We start from the raw sequence: 17,529 nt of genomic DNA, 5'->3' as shown, positions 1-17,529 counted from the left end.
CCGGCGAATCCACTTATTTGACGGGAACCTAGTGCGATGAAAAACCGCCTGCTTTGCCTGATCTCGACCGCCACGCTGGGCCTGGCCTGCACCCTGGGCGCCGTGCCCGCAAGCGCGCAGCCGGCCAAGACCCTGCGTATTGTGCCGCACGCCGACCTGAAGGTGCTGGACCCGACCTTCACCACCGCCTACATCACGCGCAACTTCGGCTACATGGTGTACGACACGCTGTTTGCGATGGACACACACAGCAAGCCGCAGCCGCAGATGGTCGAAAAATACGAGGCCAGCGACGACAAGAAGACGTGGACGTTCACGCTCTTGCCCGGCCTGAAATTCAGCGACGGCCAGCCCGTGACGACGGACGATGTGATTGCATCGCTGCAACGCTGGTCCGCGCGCGACAACATCGGTCAAGCCATCACACGCGCTGGCGGCAAGTGGGAAGCGCTGGACGCCAGCCGCTTCAAGCTGACGCTGAACCAGCCGTTTGACCTGGTGCTGGACGGATTGGCCAAGGTGTCCAGCTACCCCGCCTTCATCCTGCCCAAGCGGCTGGCGTCGCAGCCGGCAACCAAGCCGCTGACCGAAGTCGTGGGCTCCGGCCCTTACGTGTTCAAGCGCGATGAATGGGTGCCGGGCAGCAAGATCGTGTTCGAAAAGAACCCGCACTACCTGGGTCCGAAGATGGCGGCCGACGGCCTGGCGGGCGACAAGACGCCGCATATTCCGCGCGTGGAATGGCGTGTGCTGCCGGACTCCAACAGCGCCACCGCCGCGCTGACCAACGGCGAAGTCGACATGATCGAGCAAGCGCCCGCCGACTACATCGACGCGCTGCGCGCCAACAAGAACGTCAAGATCGGCGTGCTGGAACGCGCGCAGGGCTACATCATCCTGAACCAGTCGATGCCGCCGTTTGATAACCCGAAGGCGCGTCAGGCGGTGGCGCATCTGGTGGATCAGGACAAGTTCACGGCTGCCATGGGCTACCCGGACGACCTGCGCATGAAGTACTGCGCCACGGTCTTCATCTGCGGCGGTCCCAACGACAGCACGGCGGGCGCCGCGCCTTACGCCAAGCCGGACCCGGCGCTGGCCAAGAAGCTGTTGGCCGAAGCCGGCTACAAGGGCGAAAAACTGGTCATCCTGTTGCCGACCGACCTGGCCTATCTGAATTCCGCAACGCTGGTTGCCATCCAGGCCTTGCAGGACATCGGTGTCAATCTGGACATCCAGTCGATGGATTGGGCCACGCTGACCGCACGCCGTGCGCGCAAGGAAACGCTGGACAAGGGCGGCTGGAACATCTTCCTGTCGGCCGCGTCCGAGTTCAACGTGGACTCGCCCATCAGCAATACGTATCTGGGCGCCGTGTGCGGCAACAGCCTGCCGGGCTGGCCGTGCGACAAGAAGCTGGACGAACTGCGCGAACAGTGGATTGCCGCCACCAGTTCGGACGAGCGCAAGCGCGTGCTCGATCTGTTCCAGGAGCGCGCCTACGAGGTCTTTCCCGCCATTTCCATCGGCCAGTATTCGCGGGCGTTTGCCGCGCATAACAGCCTGAAGAACACGGACAAGATCTGGAGCCTGCCGAACCTCTGGGTGCTGGACAAGTAATCCAGCGCCCGCCGTTACCGATACGCGAGACAACTATGGGTTACATCATTCGGCGCGTGCTTGCCATCGTGCCCGTCATGGCGGTGGTGGCAGTGATCGTGTTCCTGCTGATCCACCTGTCGCCCGGCGACCCGGCGGCGTTGATCGCCGGGGACTTCGCCACGGCCGAGGACATCGCCAAGCTGCATACGGCGCTGGGCCTGGACGAGCCCTTGTGGCGGCAGTTCGGCCTGTGGGCCGCCAAGCTGATGCAAGGCGACCTGGGCACGTCGATCTTCACGCAAGTGCCCGTGACGCAGTTGCTGTCGCAGCGGGTGGAGCCCACCTTGTCGATCGCCGCCATCACCATGCTGGTATCGATCCTGGTGGCGGTGCCGCTGGGCGTGTTGGCGGCATATCGCGCCGGCACCTGGATCGATCGCCTGGTCATGCTGTTTTCGGTGCTGGCGTTTTCGTTGCCGGTGTTCCTGGTGGGCTATCTGCTGATCTACGGCTTTGCGGTCAAGCTGCAATGGCTGCCGGTGCAGGGCTATGTCAGCCTGTCCAGCGGCGTGGGGCCATGGCTGCGCAACCTGACCTTGCCGTGTATCAACCTGGCGCTGGTGTACATCGCGCTGATCACGCGGATGACGCGGGCCACCGTTGTCGAAGTGCTGCACGAAGACTACATCCGCACGGCGCGCGCCAAGGGCCTGGCGGTGTTGCCGGTGCTGGAACATGCGTTGCGCAACGCCGCCATTCCCATCGCCACCACGGTGGGCGTGGGCATCGCCTTGCTGATCGGCGGAGTGGTCGTCACCGAGACCGTGTTCGCCATTCCGGGCATCGGCCGGCTGGTGATCGACGCCGTCCAGCACCATGACTACCCGGTCATCCAGAGCGTGCTGCTGATTTCGGCGGGCGCCTACGTGCTGATCAATCTGTTGATCGACCTCAGCTACCGGCTGTTCGATCCGCGTATCCGTTATTGAGCCGTCGCGGGAAAGAACCATGTCAGAAAATTTGATTTCCCCCAACGTGCCCACCGCGCCCGCTGCGCCCATCCTGCTGCACGAGGCCCTGACGGCCAGCGGCCGGCGCTGGCGCTGGGTGCGCAAGCATCCCACGCTGATCATCGGCCTGGTGCTGCTGCTGATCGTGGCGGGCCTGTCGATTGCCGCGCCGTGGATCGCCACGCACAACCCCATCACCATCAACCCCTTGCAGCGCCTGAAGCCGCCTTCGGCCCAGCATTACTTCGGCACCGACGCGATGGGCCGCGACGTGTTCAGCCGCGTGGTCTGGGGCGGGCGCGTGTCGCTGGTCGTGGCCATCGTGGTGGCGCTGGTGGCCAGCGTGATCGGCGTGGTGCTGGGCCTGCTGGCCGGCTTCGTGCGCTGGGCCGACGCCATCATCATGCGCATCATGGACGGCATGATGGCCATTCCCGACATCCTGCTGGCCATTGCGCTGATGGCCGTCATCCGCGCCAGCCTGACCACGGTCATCATCGCCATCGCGATTCCGCAGGTGCCGCGCGTGGTGCGGCTGGTGCGCTCGCTGGCCTTGACCTTGCGCGAGCAACTGTACGTCGAGGCGGCGCATGCCATCGGCACGCGCCTGCCCGTCATCCTGCGCCGGCATGTGCTGCCCAACATGGTGACGCCGCTGGTGGTGCAGGCAACCTTCATCGCCGCTACCGCCGTGCTGACGGAAGCCGTGCTGTCGTTCCTGGGCGTCGGCGTGCCGGCCCAGGTGCCCAGCTGGGGCAACATGATGGCCGACGCGCGCAACTACGTGGCCGTGGCTTTCTACACCATTCTTTACCCCGGCATTCTGCTGGCCATCACCGTGCTGGCCATCAACCTGATGGGCGACGGGCTGCGCGATGCGCTGGACCCGCGCCTGACCAACCAACGCTAGGAGGACGCCATGGCCCTATCCCCCGCCAACGCCGTTGCCCCTGGCGACGTGCTGCTTGAAGTCGACAACCTGCGCACCTACTTCGACACCGTCTCGGGCACCGTCCGGTCGGTCGATGGCGTGTCGTATCAGGTGCGCGCCGGGCGCACGCTGGGCGTGGTCGGTGAATCCGGCTGCGGCAAGAGCGTGACGGCGCTGTCTATCCTGCGCCTGGTGCCGACGCCACCCGGGCGCTTTGCCGGCGGCCAGATCCGCTATCGCGGCACCGACCTGCTCAGCCTCACGGAAAAGCAGATGCGCCAGATCCGCGGCAACCGGATTTCGATGATTTTTCAAGAACCGATGACGTCGCTGAACCCGGTGCTGACCGTGGGCCGGCAGATTGCCGAGACGGTCATGGTGCATCAGAAGCTGAACCGCCGCGACGCGTACCGCCGTGCCGAAGAGATGTTGCGCCTGGTGCAGATTGCCGAGCCCGAACGCCGCGTGCACGAGTACCCGTATCAACTATCCGGCGGCATGCGTCAGCGCGTGATGATCGCGCTGGCGCTGGCCTGCAACCCCGAAGTGCTGATTGCCGACGAGCCCACCACCGCGCTGGATGTGACGATCCAGGCGCAGATTGTGGACCTGTTGCGCAACCTGCAAAAGACGCTGGGCATGGGCATCGTGTTGATCACGCACGACCTGGGCGTGGTGGCGGAATGCTGCGACCGCGTGGCGGTGATGTACGCCGGCCGCAAGGTCGAGGAAGCGCCGGTCACCGAACTGTTCGACCGCCCCTTGCATCCGTACACCCGCGCGCTGATGGGGTCGATGCCGTCCATGAACGCCTCGACGCAACGCCTGGCCGAAATTCCCGGCATGGTGCCCGCGCCCAGCGAACTGGGCAATGGCTGTCGCTTTGCACCGCGCTGCACGTACGCCACGCCGCGTTGCCACGTTGAAGCGCCCGAGCTATCCACGCATGGCGTCGACCATGTGGTGGCGTGCCATGAAGTGGCGCGCGTGGCGGCGCAACCCGGCCTGCTGGCCGCGACTTCCGTGGCGCCCGGCGCCACCCTGACCGGAGTTCAAGCATGAGCGCCCATCCTCAGCCGCCGGTGGTTGCATCGACGGCGCCGTTGCTAGACGTGCGCGACCTGAAGATGCACTACCCCGGCGCGGGCGGCTGGTTCACGCCGCGCCGTAAAGTCGTGCAGGCGGTAGACGGCGTGTCGTTCAGCGTGGCCCGTGGCGAAACGCTGGCGCTGGTGGGCGAGTCGGGCTGCGGCAAGACCACCACCGGCAAGTCGGTGTTGCGGTTGATCCAGCCCACGTCCGGCTCCGTCAAACTGGAAGGCGAAGAGATCCTGGCGCTGACGCCGGAGCAGATGCGCAACCGGCGTCGCGATATGCAGATCATCTTCCAGGACCCCTATGCGTCCTTGAACCCGCGCATGACGGCGGGCGATATCGTGGGCGAGCCGCTGCGCAACTACCCGATGTCGGGCGGCCGCGCGCGCGTGGACGAGCTGGCGTGGCTGTTCGACAAGGTCGGCCTGCGTCCCGAAGCCATGAAGAAATTTCCGCACGAGTTCTCGGGCGGGCAACGCCAGCGCCTGGGCATTGCGCGCGCGTTGGCGCTGCGGCCCAAGCTGATCGTCTGCGACGAGCCCGTGTCCGCGCTGGACGTCTCGGTGCAGGCGCAGGTCATCAATCTGCTGATGGACCTGCAACAAGAGATGGGCATCGCCTATCTGTTCGTGGCGCATGACCTGGCGGTGGTGCGTCACATCAGCCATCGCGTGGCGGTGATGTACCTGGGCCGCATCGTTGAAGTGGCCGACCGCGACACCTTGTTCTCGCAGCCCCGGCATCCGTACACCGAGATCCTGCTGTCGGCCGTGCCGGTGCCCAATCCGCACAAGCCCGCGCAGCGCAAGCTGTTGCAAGGCGATCCGCCCAGCCCCGCGAACCCGCCCAGCGGCTGCCGCTTTCACACGCGCTGCCCGCTGGCGCAGCCCATCTGCCGCGAGACACAGCCCGCGCTGACGGAACGGCCCGTGGCTTCCGCCACCGGCCAGCAGTGGGTGGCGTGCCATTTTCGATGAACACGCCGCAATTGCTGGCCGGGCCGCTGCCTGACGATGACGCGGTATTCGGGCAAGCCATCGCCGCATTGCAGGCGGCGATGGCGGCGGGGCGCTTGACGGCCGTCGACCTGGTGCGCGCGTATCAGGCGCGCATTGCGGCGTACGACCAGGCGGGGCCGGCGCTTAACGCGCTGATCGGCTTGAATTCCCAGGCGGCCGCTGAGGCCGCCTTGCGCGATGCCGAGCGCCGCGCGGGCGCGGTGCGCGGCCCGCTGCACGGCGTGCCGCTGCTGTTCAAAGACAACATCGACGCCATCGGCATGCCGGCCACCGCCGGCTCGCGCGCCTTGGCGCGGCGGCTGCCCCGGCAGGACGCCGACGTGGTGCGGCGCTTGCGCGAGGCAGGCGCAATCGTGCTGGGCAAAACGACCTTGCACGAACTGGCCTGCGGCATCACCAACGTGTCGTCGATGTCCGGCCGCACGCGCAACGCGTATCACGCCACGCGCGTACCGGGCGGGTCCAGCGGCGGCAGCGCGGTGGCCGTGGCATCCAGCTTTGCGGCGGCCGCCATCGGCAGCGACACCAGCGGCTCCATCCGCATCCCAGCGGCGTTCAACCAGGTGCTGGGGTTGCGGCCCACGGCAGGGCGATGCAGCACGGCCGGCGTGGTGCCCCTGTCGCCCACGCTGGACACGGTAGGCCCCATGGCGCGCTGTGTGGATGACCTGGAGATTCTTTGGTCGGTCATGGCGGGTGGCGACGACGGCGATGCGGCGTCGCAACCGAAGCGTAGCAACTGGCGCATCGGCACCGTCAATGCCTTGTTCGGCGCCGGTGCGGCGCAGCGGGAAGTCTCCGCGCACGTGCAGGCGGCATTGGCGCGCTGGCAGGCGGCCGGTGCGTCGGTGCGGCAGGCGCCGCTGGCCATCGACGACGCGCGCCTTTCCGCCGCCAACGTCACCGGCTACGAATTTCGTGACGCATTAGCGCAGTGCCTGCGTGACGCCGACGTGCCGGTGCGCAGCCTGGGCGACATCCTGGACGGCGCCTACCCGCATCCGGAAGTCATGACGGTCTTGCGCGAACGCAATGCGATGCAGGATCCGGACGGCAGCGCCCGTCAGGCAACGTTGGCCCGTGCCGCCGCAATTCGCGCCGAGGCCCTCGCAGCCATGGCGTCCGGCGACTTCGATATGCTGGCCTATCCCAGCGTGCGGGGCGGGCCGGTGCAACTGGGCGAAGCACAGACCGGCGGCAACGGCCTGCTGGCTTCGGTTACCGGCTTGCCTGCCCTGAGCCTGCCCATCGGCTTCACGCCGAGCGGCATTCCGGTTGGCCTGGAGCTGCTGGGCGCGGCGGGCAGCGAAGCGCGGCTGCTGCGCGCGGCGCGGGATTTTGTTCAAGCGGTGGCCTAGCCGCCGTCCGGCACCCCGACAACCCCAACCCATCCATCGACGCGTTCGTGGCGATCATGCGCGACACGCCCGCCAAGCGGGGCCGGCCGCGAAAACCGGTGCAGTTGGCAGCGTTTTCATGCGGTGCAGATCGGTAGATCAGGATCACGGGATAATTCTGAAAGTGCATGGGTCGTCCGGCGCACGTATCATGATCCGCGTCGCGGATGTCGCACGCTTTGCCGATCGACTTGCCTGGCACGAGTAGTACATGAGGCTGCTGAAGCAGCGTTTTGAGGAAATGATGAACTTTTGGGTCCCTGTAGTCTTCGGTACGTTCAAGCTGCTGGTGTTGGGCACGGGCATGTTTCTCGCCATCAAGTCTCACTACGATGGAGAAAAAAAGGAGAAGAAGGAGAAGGAAAAGAATGAGGTGGATGCGCCGTCGTGAGGGCGTGCCATGCAGGGGCGACTGCGATGCCGTGGTGATCGCCCTCTGGCACCTTGATCGTCCACACCTTCCCTTCAATCACCCGCTGCCCCTACTGATGCTGCCCGCTCTGGTGCGGCCGTCAACAACGCCAGGGCGCTGGACAGCACTGCGGGGACGCACCACGGTAGGCGTAGCCGGGGCCGTGGCCGGCCGACGCCCGCGCCGCGCATTGCCCGGCACACGGCTTGCTGCAAGCGCCTTGCACCGGCAAATCCCTGCCATGCGACGTGCCGCTGCCCGGCTCAGGCCTGCGTCCGTTACACCCGAGAGCAACGCCCATGTCTACACCAGCCGCAACACCGTTTCCCCGCGCGCCGTGGTCCTTGCGGGGCTCGGCGATGATCAGCGTCTGGCGCGTGCCGCTGGATGCGCTGCCCGTGGCGGCGGCCAACGGCGCGCGGCTCGTGTCTCTGGGCCGTCAGGCCTTGTGCGCGACGGTGTGGGCTCGCTATGAACCGGGTGGCACGCTGGCCTATAACGAGCTGCTTTTTGCCGTGGCGGTGCAATCGTTTGGCATCGTGGCCCCGGCATGTACCGTCGGGCCTATCTGGGTGGACGACGACGCGGCGGCGGCCGGTGGCCGAACGCTTTGGGGAATTCCGAAACGCATGGGTGTGTTCCAGGCCGGGTCGTCTGACGGCCCGTCGCCCGGGTTTGCTGACGGCGCCACGGCGTCGATGACGGTGGATGGCCGGCGGGTGGCAACGTTGCAATATCAGCCGCCGTCGCGCTTGCAGGTGCCGGTGCGCTTGCCGCTCTGGACGATACAAGACGGCGACTCGGGCCCCATCCGCACGCGCTGTATGTTGCGCGGTCGAATGAGTCGCGGCGCCGCGCGATGGTTTTTCGAGCCGGACGGTCCGCTGTCATTCCTGGCGGGCCGTGAACCGCTGGCCAGCGCGCGACTGGAAAGCTTGTCGGCGCGCTTCGGCGTGTAGCGTCATGGGCTTCCTTGGCGCTTGCGATACGCGCCGCCCACGCAAGCGTCGTACCCGCCAGACCATGATCAGCGCTAGCGCGCGCGACGTGCCTGGGCGGCCGCGGCCGGCCGCGTCGCACTGCCTTGCGCGGCAAGCCTTGAGGGGGCCGCGCCCGCATGCAGCGGCCGATGCACCGTCTGCGCGATCAGCACGCCCACCAGGCTCATGCTGCCGCCGATGACGTGATACGCGTGCATCTGTTCGCCCAGCATGGCCACGGCCAGCACGGCGGTCAGCACCGGCAGCAGGTTGATGAAGATGCTGCAACGGTTGGGGCCCAGGTGCTTGACGCCCTGGATCCAGCAAAACGACAACAGGATGGACGACCCGATGCCGGCGTAGGCGATCAGCGGCAGGGTGCGGGCGTCAAGCGACGCGGTGCCCGCCGGCAGCATCACGAAGAACGGCAGCATGAACACGAGTGCCGCGATGGCTTGCAGGTACACCGCCTGCCACGCCGGAATCGTCAGGCGCCAACGGCGCAGCAGCACGCCGTACAGCGCATACGACAACGAGGCCAGCAGCATCAGCAGGTCGCCCGCGTGGACGCCGTTGTGCGCGATGGCGGCGATGTCGCCCTGGCCCACCAGGTACAACAGGCCCACGAAAGACAGCACGCCGCCCACGGCCATGCCGACGGTCAGCGCTTCGCCCAGCACGATCACGCTGAGGATGGCGGTCAGTAAGGGCACCAGCGCGGTCACGATGGCCATGTTGGTGGCCGTGGTGCTTTCGGCGGCGCGGTACGACAGGCTTTGGAACAGCGCCATGGCCAGCAGGCCGCTGATCGCCATCTTGCCCAGGTGCGGCCGCACCGACGCCCAGTTGCGCAGCAGCGGCCGCAGCACGAAGGGCGACATCAGCGCCAGCGCCAGGATCAGGCGATAGAAGGTGATGGCCGTGGGCGAAATTGCCGACGCGGCCAACTTGGAAACAATGACGTTGCCGGCCCACAGCACGATGGCCATGAACGGAAAGAGCAGGGAAGTGATGGACATGAAGGTCTCCGAAACGAGCCGTTCATGGTGCCGGGCGCCGCCGCGTCCGTCTGGCGCTACTATGTCGCCAGTTATCGCAAAACTGCCAATCTGAACGTATGGAAGATTCCCCTTTCTACAGCGCATTCGTGGCCTCGGGTGCACCCGCCGCCGCCTTGGCGGTGGATTACCCGCACGGCCATGTCATCGCGCCCCACCACCATGACCGGGCGCAGCTGCTCTACGCCATCCAGGGCGTCATGACCATCGAAGCGCAGGGCGGCAGGTGGGTGGTGCCGCCCACGCGCGGCGTCTGGCTGGAGGCCGACGTGGCGCATTCGGTGCGCATGAGCGGCGCGGTGCGTGTGCGCACCGTGTTCGTCGACAGCCGCGCCACGGCGCAACTGCCCGCGCGTAGTTGCGTGTTGGATATTTCACCTTTGCTGCGGGAGTTGATTGTGGCGGCGGTCGACATGGATGTCGCCGCGCCCAAGCGCCCCGGCTCGCGCGATTGGCATTTGTTGCACCTGCTATTGCAGGAATTGCGCAGCCTGCCGGTGTTGCCGCTGTATCTGCCCATGCCGGCGGACGCGCGGCTACGCAAGTTTTGCGATGCGCTGATGCGCCAGCCGGACGCGGCGTTGACGTTGGACGAATGGGCGGCCCGGCTGCACCTGTCCACCCGCACCTTGCATCGGCAGTTTCTGCAACAGACGGGCATGCGCCTGGGCCAGTGGCGACGGCAGGCGAGGCTGCTCTTGGCGTTGGAGCATCTTGCCGGCGGGGCGCGCGTGGTGGATGTGGCGCTGGAACATGGCTACACCAGCCAAAGCGCGTTCGCGGCCATGTTCAAGAAGCACTTTGGCGTGTCACCGGCAGCGTTCTACCGGCAGGGGTGACAGCAGCCGTTCAAGGTGGCAAGGGTTTGCTGGCATCCGCCGACATCCCGTCTTGCAACGCGCGCAGCCGCTGCACGTGCTCGTCCAGCTGCATGCGCAGGCGCTCGGCTTCTATCGCATCCGCGCCCGTCGTCACGTCCGGCCCCAACGCTTCCAGCCGCGCCATCGACGCACGCAGCTCCGCGATCAAGCGCGTCAATCGCTCAACCTCGGGCGCGGGCAGGATGCCGCTGACGCGGCGGGTATTGCGGCGGTCCAGCAGTTCGGCGACACGGGCGCGCAACGCCACCACCGTCATGGCGCGCAGCGGTTGCTTCAGGAATGGTGGCCAGCCCAGCGCGGCGCCGGCGGCCAGGGCGGTGGTCTTGGCCCATGCCGCGCCCGCCTGGCCAAACGAGGGTGAGCGCGCGCTTGCGATGCCCGCCCGGCGCAGCACTTGGCGGTCATGCTCCATCTTGGCTAGCAGCGCGTCTTTATCAGCCTGGGTGGTGGTCTTGGGCATAGTGGCTCCGTGCGGCGGCGGTATCCAGTCGGACCTGGTGGCTCAGTTCGGCAAAGGGCGAACCCTTGGGCGCGTTGTAGCGCGCGATGGCAAGCGCAATCAGGGTCACCACGAGCCAGGCGGCGGCAACCAGCCACGCGGCCAGCATGCGGTAGTCGGTGTCCCAGAAGGTGACGATGGCGGCAACCGAGATGAACCCCAACGTGCCCAGGGCGCAGAACACCAACGCTACCCCGCTGATCAGCGTGGAGATCAACGCGCCCCGGTACAGCGATAACTCGATGCCCACCAGCTCTACGTAATCGCCGGAACGTTCCGCAGCGAATTTCGCGATGTGCCGCAACCTGCGCAATCGTTCGGAAATCATGGCGTCTCCTCGGGGGCCGTGAAAGCCGCTGTGCAGCAATTGCCATGCCCGTCGCCCGCGCTGCCGGGACCATTTTTTGCCGCATGCAATCGCGGTAGCATGGGGCGTTTCAACAGGAGGAATCATGGAAAAGCCAAAGTGGGATTTTCAGATCGAGCGGCCCGTTGAAGAGGGCGGGGAATGGCGCGTCGGCTATACGCTGACGTTTGCCGGCGAACCGCAGCCGCGCGAACGCATCGCCATCGAAAGCACGTACTCGTCGGCGCAGACGGCAATTGACGAGGCGACGCGGCTGGCGCGCATCCACGCGGCGGACCTGAACGGCGAAGCGCCCACCTTCGAAAAGCCGACCGACGCCGAGGTGCCCTTTGGGCAGCATCAGCGGTTTTAAAGTCCTACAAACCCAGGCACAGCAGCATCAGGAAGGCGCCGAACAGCACAAAGTGCGTCATGCCTTCAATGGCATTGGTCTGGCCGTCATTCAGGTTGATGGCGGCGACCAGCAGCGTCACCAGCATCATCAGCGTCTGTAGCGGCGTCATTGCCATGACGATGCGCTGGCCCGAGATCAACGCCATGGCCTCCATGGCGGGCACGGTCAGGATCACCGTGGACAGCGACGCGCCCAAGGCGATGTTCACCACGGATTGCATGCGGTTGGCCAGGGCGGCGCGCAGCGCGGTCAGCATCTCGGGCGCGGCGGAAATGCCCGCCACGATCAAGGCAATCAGGCCGATCGGGACATCGACGCCTTCCAGGCTGCGGTCCAGCGAATGCGACATCAGTTCCGCCAGGAAACCCACCGCGACGATGCCGGCCGCCATGATCGCGGCCGACGGACGCCAGCTGGTCTGCGCCGCCGCGGGCAGGTTGCGGCGCGTTTTCTTTTCCGGATAGCTGTAGCTGAAAAAGTAGCTGTGCGGGCCGGTCTGCATGCGCAGGAATACGCCGTACAGCAGCAACATCGCCACGATGGTGAAGGCGCTGTACGCGCGCCAGCTGGCCTGCGGCACGAATTCTGGAACGATCATCGACACCGTCACGGCAGTCAGGATCATCACGCTGTAGGTGCGCGCGGAATCATCGTTGTAGGCCTGTTCGCCATGCTTGAATCCACCAATCAACGCGGCCACACCCAGGATGCCGTTGATGTCCAGCATGACGGCCGAGTAGATGCTGTCGCGCACCAGCGTGGGCGAGCCGCCCTTGGACGATACGATGGCCAGCACGATCACTTCCACCAGCACCGCCGACAGCGTCAGGATCATGCTGCCGTAAGGGTCGCCAAGTTTTTGCGCGATGCGCTCGGCATGGCGCGCCACGCTTAACGACGCGCACAGGATGGCGGCGATCAGGATGGTGGTTTCCGCCAGGCTGGCCATTCGGCCAACGTCGCGCAGCTGTGAATCGACGGCGTATCCGGCAACGGCGATGACGCACGCCAAGAGTAGAAACTTCTCGGACTGGAGAAAGGATTTCATCTGGGTAGGACGGGCGGGAAATAGTGCCAGCCTAGCATGTGCCGGACCTGCCCGTGTGCGCGCTTTTGGGCATGGGCCTTGCTGGCCCATGTCCTTTCCGCGGACGTTAGTTTGCCGTGCGCAGGCGCGCGAGCTGGAACGAGAAGCGGGTGCCGCACGGCGTGAGCGGCTGCGCGTGCAGGGTGCCGCCATGCGCTTCGATGATTGATCGGCAGATCGCCAGGCCCATGCCCATGCCTTGCGCCTTGGTGGTGAAGAAGGGGTCGAAGATGCGACCCAGATCCTCTGCCGCGATGCCGGGCCCGCGGTCTTCAACGCTGACCTCGACCATGTCACCTTCCAGCCGCGACGACACGATCAACTGGCGCTGTCCTTGCGGCGTGGCGTGCATGGCGTCGATGGCGTTGGTGACCAGGTTAAGCACCACCTGCTGTAGTTGCGTGCGGTCTGCCTCGACCAGCGCGGCGTCGGATTCCAGGCGCGTCAGCAGGCGCACTTGTTGCGCGTCCATTTCCATCTGCGTCAGCGTCAGCACGTCGCCCAGGGTATCGTCCACGCGCACCGGCGCCAGCACGGCGGGCGCTTGCTTGGCCAGCGAGCGCATGGCACGAATGATTTCGGCCGCGCGCAGGCCGTTGCTCTTGATGTGGTTCAGACTTTCGCGAGCTTCATCGATGTCGGGCACCGGCCGGTTCAGCCAACGCAGGCTGGCTCCGACCGACGTCACGATTGCCGTCAGCGGTTGATTGACTTCGTGCGCGATCGAGGCGGCCAGCCCCCCCATTACCGTCAGGTGCGACGTGCGCGCGAGGTCGGCGCGCGCCATGCGTAAATTCATTTCCGCTTGCGCGCGCCGCTGGTTCTCGTCAACCAATTGTGCGTACAGCCCGGCCATTTCCAGCGAGATCGCCGCGTGCGGCGCCAGCAGTTCCAGCGCCGCCGTGCGGCCGGCGTCAAACACATTTGGCGCGTCGTTGTTTTCCAGGTACAGCACGCCCAGCAGCATGCCGCCCCGGATCAGCGGCAGGCACAGTACGGAGCGCAGCGGCCGCGTCGCGGCCATTGCCGCGTGGATCGACGGCGCATCCACCACCGCGTCGGCCAGCACCAGCGTCTGGTGCGAGCGCAGCACGCTGTGCAGCACCGTCAGCGGCAGCGTGTCCGCCGTGGGGGTGGCGCTGCCCAGCGTGACCGCGCAGGTATCGCCCACGCGGCGCGCCGACGCCTCGATCAGCGGCGCTCCGCCGCGCACCAGGAGCAACAGGCCGTATTGCGCGTCGGCATAATCCATCATGTTGGTCATCAGCGTTTCAACCAGGCGGTCAAGCACCACCTCGCTGGAAATCAGCTGCGATGCGCGCACGCCGATGGTCCAGTCCGCCGCATTGGCCGCACCGTCGCGCTCGATCGGTTCAGGGGCGTCCGCGCGCAACGCCAACAAGGCCGCGTGCGTGGCAAACACCTGGTCGGCTTTTTTGCTGGCGCCCCAACGGCGATAACTGGCGTGGGCCAGCCGCACATGCTGACGGGCCGCCGACATCAGGCCGTTGGCCTGGCACAGGCCGGCCGCCATCTCGTGGGCCAGGGCTTGCTCGTGCACGAAGCCCGCCGCGCCCGCGCCGTCGGACGATGCCTCCAGGCTTTGCAGCGCCACCAGCGGCTGCTGGCGCAGGCGGGCTAGTTCGGCGTCAATCAGTTGCAGCTTGCTGAGGAAGGTTGCCGGGTTCAGTTGGCTCCAGGTCACAAAGCGCGCGCGATGCGGCTGCAACGCCGCGATGGTGGCGGCGGGGTCGGCCGCCGCGCCCGGTGCACGCGCCATGGCCAGCGCCAGGTACAGGTGACAATCCGCCGTATTGATGTGGCTGATCACGGACGACTTCAGCGCGGCCGCGCGCGACAGGCTGTCGACCGCTGCCGCGTAGTCATGGAAGTAAAAGGCTCCCATGCCGTCGTACAGCCAGATCCAGAACCGGGTGGATTCCGACCGCGTGCGGCGCGCCTGCTCGGAGGCGGGCTCGTCGCCCACGTACAAGGGCGTACCCAACAGCCGCCGCGTGAACCCGTGCTGCGCCTTGAGCAGCAGCTCGATGTCTATGTACTGGATCAACCGCGTGAGCGCCAGGCCGCGTTCGATTTCCTCTTCGACCAGGCGCAGCTGCTCGCCCATGAACAGCAGGTCTGACACGATGTGGTTGCTGGCGTAGCACGCCATGCCCAGGTCGCCCGACGCTCGGCCCAGCGACACGGCGGTGTGGACGTGCCCCAGCGCGACGCTCAGCGGTTGCGTCCAGGGGCTGACCTGGTCCACCGCCACCAGCGTGGCGATGCGCTCGGCCTCGAAGCCGTGATGCTCGGCCAGCGCCATGCCCGCCAGTCCGTAGGCCAAGCCGTCCTCATAGTCCTCATACTGCGCCGCGATGAAAACGCCGTACCACGACAGCCCATAGGCGGATTCCGGCGTGGCGCCGTGGTCCAGCGTCAGTTCCACCATTTTGGCCAGATGCGTGAAACGGATGCCGTCGTCAACGAAAAAAGACGAGATCAGCGTGGACAGCAGGCCCATCACGGTCTGGACGCGGCGGTCGCGAGTAATTGCCGTGCGCCCCAGCGAGGCGATGGGGCGGCCGGCCAGCTTGTGCCGGACAACGTCATACGCATCGCGCTGCGCGGCGGCGGACGGTGCGCGGGTCAGGGGCACGTCCAGCAGCGCCAAACCGGACAGCGCCGCGCCGATTGCGCCTTCGTAGTCGGACCGCAGCGTTTGAAGCACGGCCTTCAGCCGGTGCACCGCGGCCTTGTCCATCGGCGGCAGTTCGCGCGCCAGCAGGGCGCTGATCTCTTGCGCCGCCGTGGCGAATTCGGCTTGCGCCAACAGGCACTCGCATCGCAGCAGGCTGGCGTCGTAGGCCAACGCGTACTGCGTCGTCCACCAGTCCGGCTGCATCAGCCGGCAGGCCGCGCCCACGTAGCGGGCCGCCTGCTGCACCGCCGCCGCCTCCTTGGCGCGGCGCCCGGCAAGCGTCAGCACGCGCACGAACGCCACGCGTTGCGCCAGCGTGGGGTCAACGCCCTCGGCAAGCTCGATATGGTTGGCGATTTCGAAGGCGTAGTCGCCAAGCTGGGCGGCCCATAGCTGTGCCATCAGCGTGGCGATGCGCGCATGCGCTTGCGGGCGCTGCGCGGGCGGCGTCATGGCGTACGCGGATTCCAACACACGATCATGCGCGAACACATAGACGCCGTCGTCATGGCGTAGCAGGCCCGCATCGACCAGTGGTTGCAGCCGGGCCGCCACATCGGCCACGGGCAGATCGGCAATGCGGGCCAGCAGCGCGTCGCCGCTGCGCAGGCCCACGCAGGCCATCTGGCTCAACAAGCGCCTTCCGTCTTCGGGAAAGCGTTCAAGCCGGGTCACCATCAGGTCCACGACGCTGGCCGCATAGCGCGGATTCATCACGTCGGCCGGGTTCCACAGCCAGGTTTTCGATGCTGCGTCGAACGACAGGACGCCGTCGTCCATCAGGGTCAACAACAGCTGCCGGGCAAAAAAAGGGTTGCCCGCCGTGACCTGGTGCAACGCCTGCCCCAGCGGCTTGACCGCATCGACGTCGCCGCCCAGCACGGCGGCGGTCAGTTCGCAGACATCGTGTGCGGACAGCGGCGCCACCGTCATGCGGGTGACCTGGATGGGGTTCCAGCGGTCGGCGTGAATCAGCCATTCAAACGCCTGGCTTGCTTGGCGGTCCTGGTCGCGATACGCGCCCAGCAGCAGCACGTGCGCAGGGGGATTGACGGTGTACGCCTTCAACCAGGCCAGCGTATCGGCGTCGGCCCATTGCAGGTCGTCGATGAAAAGCACCAGCGGATAGCCGGCCTGTGCAAAGGCGGAAAACGTTTGCAGCAAGGCGTTGTGCACGCGTTGCTGGGCCTGCTTGGCCGGCACGCTGGACAAAGGCGCGGTGCGACCGATCAGGTGTTCTATCTCGGGAAAGATCTCGGCAACGGTCCGGCCCTGGCCCGCCAGGCGTTCGACGAGCCGCGCGCGCAGCGGCGCCAGCGCGTCTTCATCGCGGCCCAGCGCGGCCATGGTCAGGGTGCGCAAGGCATCGGTGATGGGGGCGTAGGGAATGTCGCGCAGTTGCTGGTCGCTTTTCCCGCCGGCAAAGCTCGCGCCGGCCAGTTCCGCCCGTTGCGCCAGCCGGTCCACCAAGGTTGACTTGCCCGAACCGGCGGGGCCGGCCAGCAGCACGAGTTCGGCGTTGCCCTGCACCGTCACGCGGGCCAGGGCGTCGTCCAGCATGCGCAGTTCCGCGCCGCGTCCGACAAAGGGGGAGGCGGCCAGGCCGGCGCTTGGGTCGAAGGCGGACATGTCAGGGAGCCGGCGCTTCCGGGTGGATGGCGCGGTCGATGCAGCGCAGGATTTCGGCGTCTTCGAAGGGCTTGCACAGAAAGCAGAATGCGCCCAGCTGCCGTGCCTGTTCGCGATACCGTTCTTCGGGGAATGCCGTCATCAGGATGACGGGCACGCCAAGGCCACGTTCGCGCAGGGCCGCGCACATGGCCAGGCCGGTCATGCCGGGCATCTGGATATCGGTGACCACGCAGGACAGCCGCGTCAGGTCTTCGGCATCCAGCAAACCCGCCGCGCCGTCGTACAACACCACGTTCAGGTCCAGGGAGCGCAGCAAGCTGCCAAGCGCCTTACGCACTGAAGCGTCGTCGTCGACGACCGCAATGAGGGGGGCGGCATTCACTGTGCATTCCTGTATCAAGGGCGACGAGCGGCTGGATGGCCGCGTCGCGAGTTCCCAAGCATACCCGCAGAAAGCCCCGGGA

16 protein-coding genes are annotated in these 17,529 nt (G+C 66.6%); 10 read left to right on the top strand and 6 right to left on the bottom strand.

The features are described 5' to 3' along the window. Nucleotides 1–36: 36 nt before the first annotated feature. The 8 genes from DVB37_RS23265 (at nt 37) to DVB37_RS23230 (ending at nt 8,425) form a co-directional block, all read left to right on the top strand. Nucleotides 37–1,620, top strand: coding sequence for an ABC transporter substrate-binding protein (locus DVB37_RS23265; RefSeq protein ID WP_046803847.1), 1,584 nt, complete (start codon nt 37–39; stop codon nt 1,618–1,620). 35 nt (nt 1,621–1,655) lie between these two features. Further along, nucleotides 1,656–2,591 carry an ABC transporter permease gene (locus tag DVB37_RS23260; RefSeq protein ID WP_046803848.1) on the top strand — a complete coding sequence of 312 codons (936 nt, stop codon included), beginning with the start codon at nt 1,656–1,658 and terminating at the stop codon, nt 2,589–2,591. A gap of 19 nt (nt 2,592–2,610) precedes the next feature. Continuing rightward, nucleotides 2,611–3,522 carry an ABC transporter permease gene (locus DVB37_RS23255; protein ID WP_120156902.1) on the top strand — a complete coding sequence of 304 codons (912 nt, stop codon included), beginning with the start codon at nt 2,611–2,613 and terminating at the stop codon, nt 3,520–3,522. 9 nt (nt 3,523–3,531) lie between these two features. Beyond that, nucleotides 3,532–4,605: an ABC transporter ATP-binding protein gene (locus tag DVB37_RS23250; protein WP_120156901.1), complete on the top strand. Its 1,074-nt coding sequence runs from the start codon at nt 3,532–3,534 to the stop codon at nt 4,603–4,605. Continuing rightward, nucleotides 4,602–5,615: an ABC transporter ATP-binding protein gene (locus tag DVB37_RS23245; RefSeq protein WP_046803851.1), complete on the top strand. Its 1,014-nt coding sequence runs from the start codon at nt 4,602–4,604 to the stop codon at nt 5,613–5,615. Before DVB37_RS23250 ends, DVB37_RS23245 begins: the two co-directional genes overlap by 4 nt. Beyond that, nucleotides 5,612–7,015 carry an amidase gene (locus DVB37_RS23240; protein ID WP_120156900.1) on the top strand — a complete coding sequence of 468 codons (1,404 nt, stop codon included), beginning with the start codon at nt 5,612–5,614 and terminating at the stop codon, nt 7,013–7,015. Before DVB37_RS23245 ends, DVB37_RS23240 begins: the two co-directional genes overlap by 4 nt. Before the next feature lie 250 nt (nt 7,016–7,265). Continuing rightward, entirely contained in the window at nt 7,266–7,445 is a 180-nt protein-coding gene (locus DVB37_RS23235; RefSeq protein WP_046803852.1) for a hypothetical protein, read from the top strand. Nucleotides 7,446–7,765: 320 nt separating this feature from the next. After that, nucleotides 7,766–8,425, top strand: a complete 660-nt coding sequence (locus DVB37_RS23230) for an acetoacetate decarboxylase family protein (protein ID WP_120156899.1) — start codon at nt 7,766–7,768, stop codon at nt 8,423–8,425. Nucleotides 8,426–8,499: 74 nt separating this feature from the next. On the opposite strand, the gene DVB37_RS23225 is transcribed toward DVB37_RS23230, so the two are convergent. Next, nucleotides 8,500–9,465 (bottom strand): DMT family transporter, encoded by a 966-nt coding sequence (locus DVB37_RS23225; protein WP_240433978.1) that lies wholly within the window; start codon nt 9,463–9,465, stop codon nt 8,500–8,502. Nucleotides 9,466–9,563: 98 nt separating this feature from the next. Between DVB37_RS23225 and DVB37_RS23220 the strand changes: the two genes are divergently transcribed. Then, the gene (locus DVB37_RS23220) at nt 9,564–10,343 is read left to right on the top strand and encodes a helix-turn-helix transcriptional regulator (RefSeq protein ID WP_046803856.1); all 780 of its coding nucleotides are present in this window, start codon (nt 9,564–9,566) and stop codon (nt 10,341–10,343) included. Nucleotides 10,344–10,353: 10 nt separating this feature from the next. Here the strand turns inward: DVB37_RS23220 and DVB37_RS23215 are convergent, their stop codons facing one another. Further along, nucleotides 10,354–10,845: a hypothetical protein gene (locus DVB37_RS23215; protein WP_120156898.1), complete on the bottom strand. Its 492-nt coding sequence runs from the start codon at nt 10,843–10,845 to the stop codon at nt 10,354–10,356. Continuing rightward, a complete protein-coding gene (locus DVB37_RS23210) occupies nt 10,820–11,212 on the bottom strand; it encodes a phage holin family protein (RefSeq protein WP_120156897.1) in 393 nt (130 codons plus the stop codon). Before DVB37_RS23210 ends, DVB37_RS23215 begins: the two co-directional genes overlap by 26 nt. Nucleotides 11,213–11,336: 124 nt before the next feature. Between DVB37_RS23210 and DVB37_RS23205 the strand changes: the two genes are divergently transcribed. Beyond that, nucleotides 11,337–11,603, top strand: a complete 267-nt coding sequence (locus DVB37_RS23205) for a hypothetical protein (protein ID WP_120156896.1) — start codon at nt 11,337–11,339, stop codon at nt 11,601–11,603. A 4-nt stretch (nt 11,604–11,607) separates the two neighbouring features. Here DVB37_RS23205 and DVB37_RS23200 read toward each other — a convergent pair whose 3' ends face one another. The 3 genes from DVB37_RS23200 to DVB37_RS23190 form a co-directional block, all read right to left on the bottom strand. Beyond that, nucleotides 11,608–12,693, bottom strand: coding sequence for a calcium:proton antiporter (locus DVB37_RS23200; RefSeq protein WP_120156895.1), 1,086 nt, complete (start codon nt 12,691–12,693; stop codon nt 11,608–11,610). 106 nt (nt 12,694–12,799) lie between these two features. Beyond that, nucleotides 12,800–17,062 carry an AAA family ATPase gene (locus tag DVB37_RS23195; protein WP_120156894.1) on the bottom strand — a complete coding sequence of 1,421 codons (4,263 nt, stop codon included), beginning with the start codon at nt 17,060–17,062 and terminating at the stop codon, nt 12,800–12,802. Between the two features lies 1 nt (nt 17,063). Beyond that, nucleotides 17,064–17,447, bottom strand: a complete 384-nt coding sequence (locus DVB37_RS23190; RefSeq protein WP_104142114.1) for a response regulator transcription factor — start codon at nt 17,445–17,447, stop codon at nt 17,064–17,066. Nucleotides 17,448–17,529 lie beyond the last annotated feature (82 nt).

Source organism: Achromobacter sp. B7, from assembly GCF_003600685.1.
Classification (GTDB): domain Bacteria; phylum Pseudomonadota; class Gammaproteobacteria; order Burkholderiales; family Burkholderiaceae_B; genus Achromobacter; species Achromobacter spanius_B.
Note: the sequence above shows the minus strand (reverse complement) of the source record. Positions and strands in the feature narration are given on the sequence as shown.

Coding starts and splice junctions, on each gene's coding strand:
- DVB37_RS23265 (WP_046803847.1), top strand. CDS start 37: ATGAAAAACCGCCTGCTTTGCCTGATCTCGACCGCCACGCTGGGCCTG.
- DVB37_RS23260 (WP_046803848.1), top strand. CDS start 1,656: ATGGGTTACATCATTCGGCGCGTGCTTGCCATCGTGCCCGTCATGGCG.
- DVB37_RS23255 (WP_120156902.1), top strand. CDS start 2,611: ATGTCAGAAAATTTGATTTCCCCCAACGTGCCCACCGCGCCCGCTGCG.
- DVB37_RS23250 (WP_120156901.1), top strand. CDS start 3,532: ATGGCCCTATCCCCCGCCAACGCCGTTGCCCCTGGCGACGTGCTGCTT.
- DVB37_RS23245 (WP_046803851.1), top strand. CDS start 4,602: ATGAGCGCCCATCCTCAGCCGCCGGTGGTTGCATCGACGGCGCCGTTG.
- DVB37_RS23240 (WP_120156900.1), top strand. CDS start 5,612: ATGAACACGCCGCAATTGCTGGCCGGGCCGCTGCCTGACGATGACGCG.
- DVB37_RS23235 (WP_046803852.1), top strand. CDS start 7,266: ATGAGGCTGCTGAAGCAGCGTTTTGAGGAAATGATGAACTTTTGGGTC.
- DVB37_RS23230 (WP_120156899.1), top strand. CDS start 7,766: ATGTCTACACCAGCCGCAACACCGTTTCCCCGCGCGCCGTGGTCCTTG.
- DVB37_RS23225 (WP_240433978.1), bottom strand. CDS start 9,465: ATGTCCATCACTTCCCTGCTCTTTCCGTTCATGGCCATCGTGCTGTGG.
- DVB37_RS23220 (WP_046803856.1), top strand. CDS start 9,564: ATGGAAGATTCCCCTTTCTACAGCGCATTCGTGGCCTCGGGTGCACCC.
- DVB37_RS23215 (WP_120156898.1), bottom strand. CDS start 10,845: ATGCCCAAGACCACCACCCAGGCTGATAAAGACGCGCTGCTAGCCAAG.
- DVB37_RS23210 (WP_120156897.1), bottom strand. CDS start 11,212: ATGATTTCCGAACGATTGCGCAGGTTGCGGCACATCGCGAAATTCGCT.
- DVB37_RS23205 (WP_120156896.1), top strand. CDS start 11,337: ATGGAAAAGCCAAAGTGGGATTTTCAGATCGAGCGGCCCGTTGAAGAG.
- DVB37_RS23200 (WP_120156895.1), bottom strand. CDS start 12,693: ATGAAATCCTTTCTCCAGTCCGAGAAGTTTCTACTCTTGGCGTGCGTC.
- DVB37_RS23195 (WP_120156894.1), bottom strand. CDS start 17,062: ATGTCCGCCTTCGACCCAAGCGCCGGCCTGGCCGCCTCCCCCTTTGTC.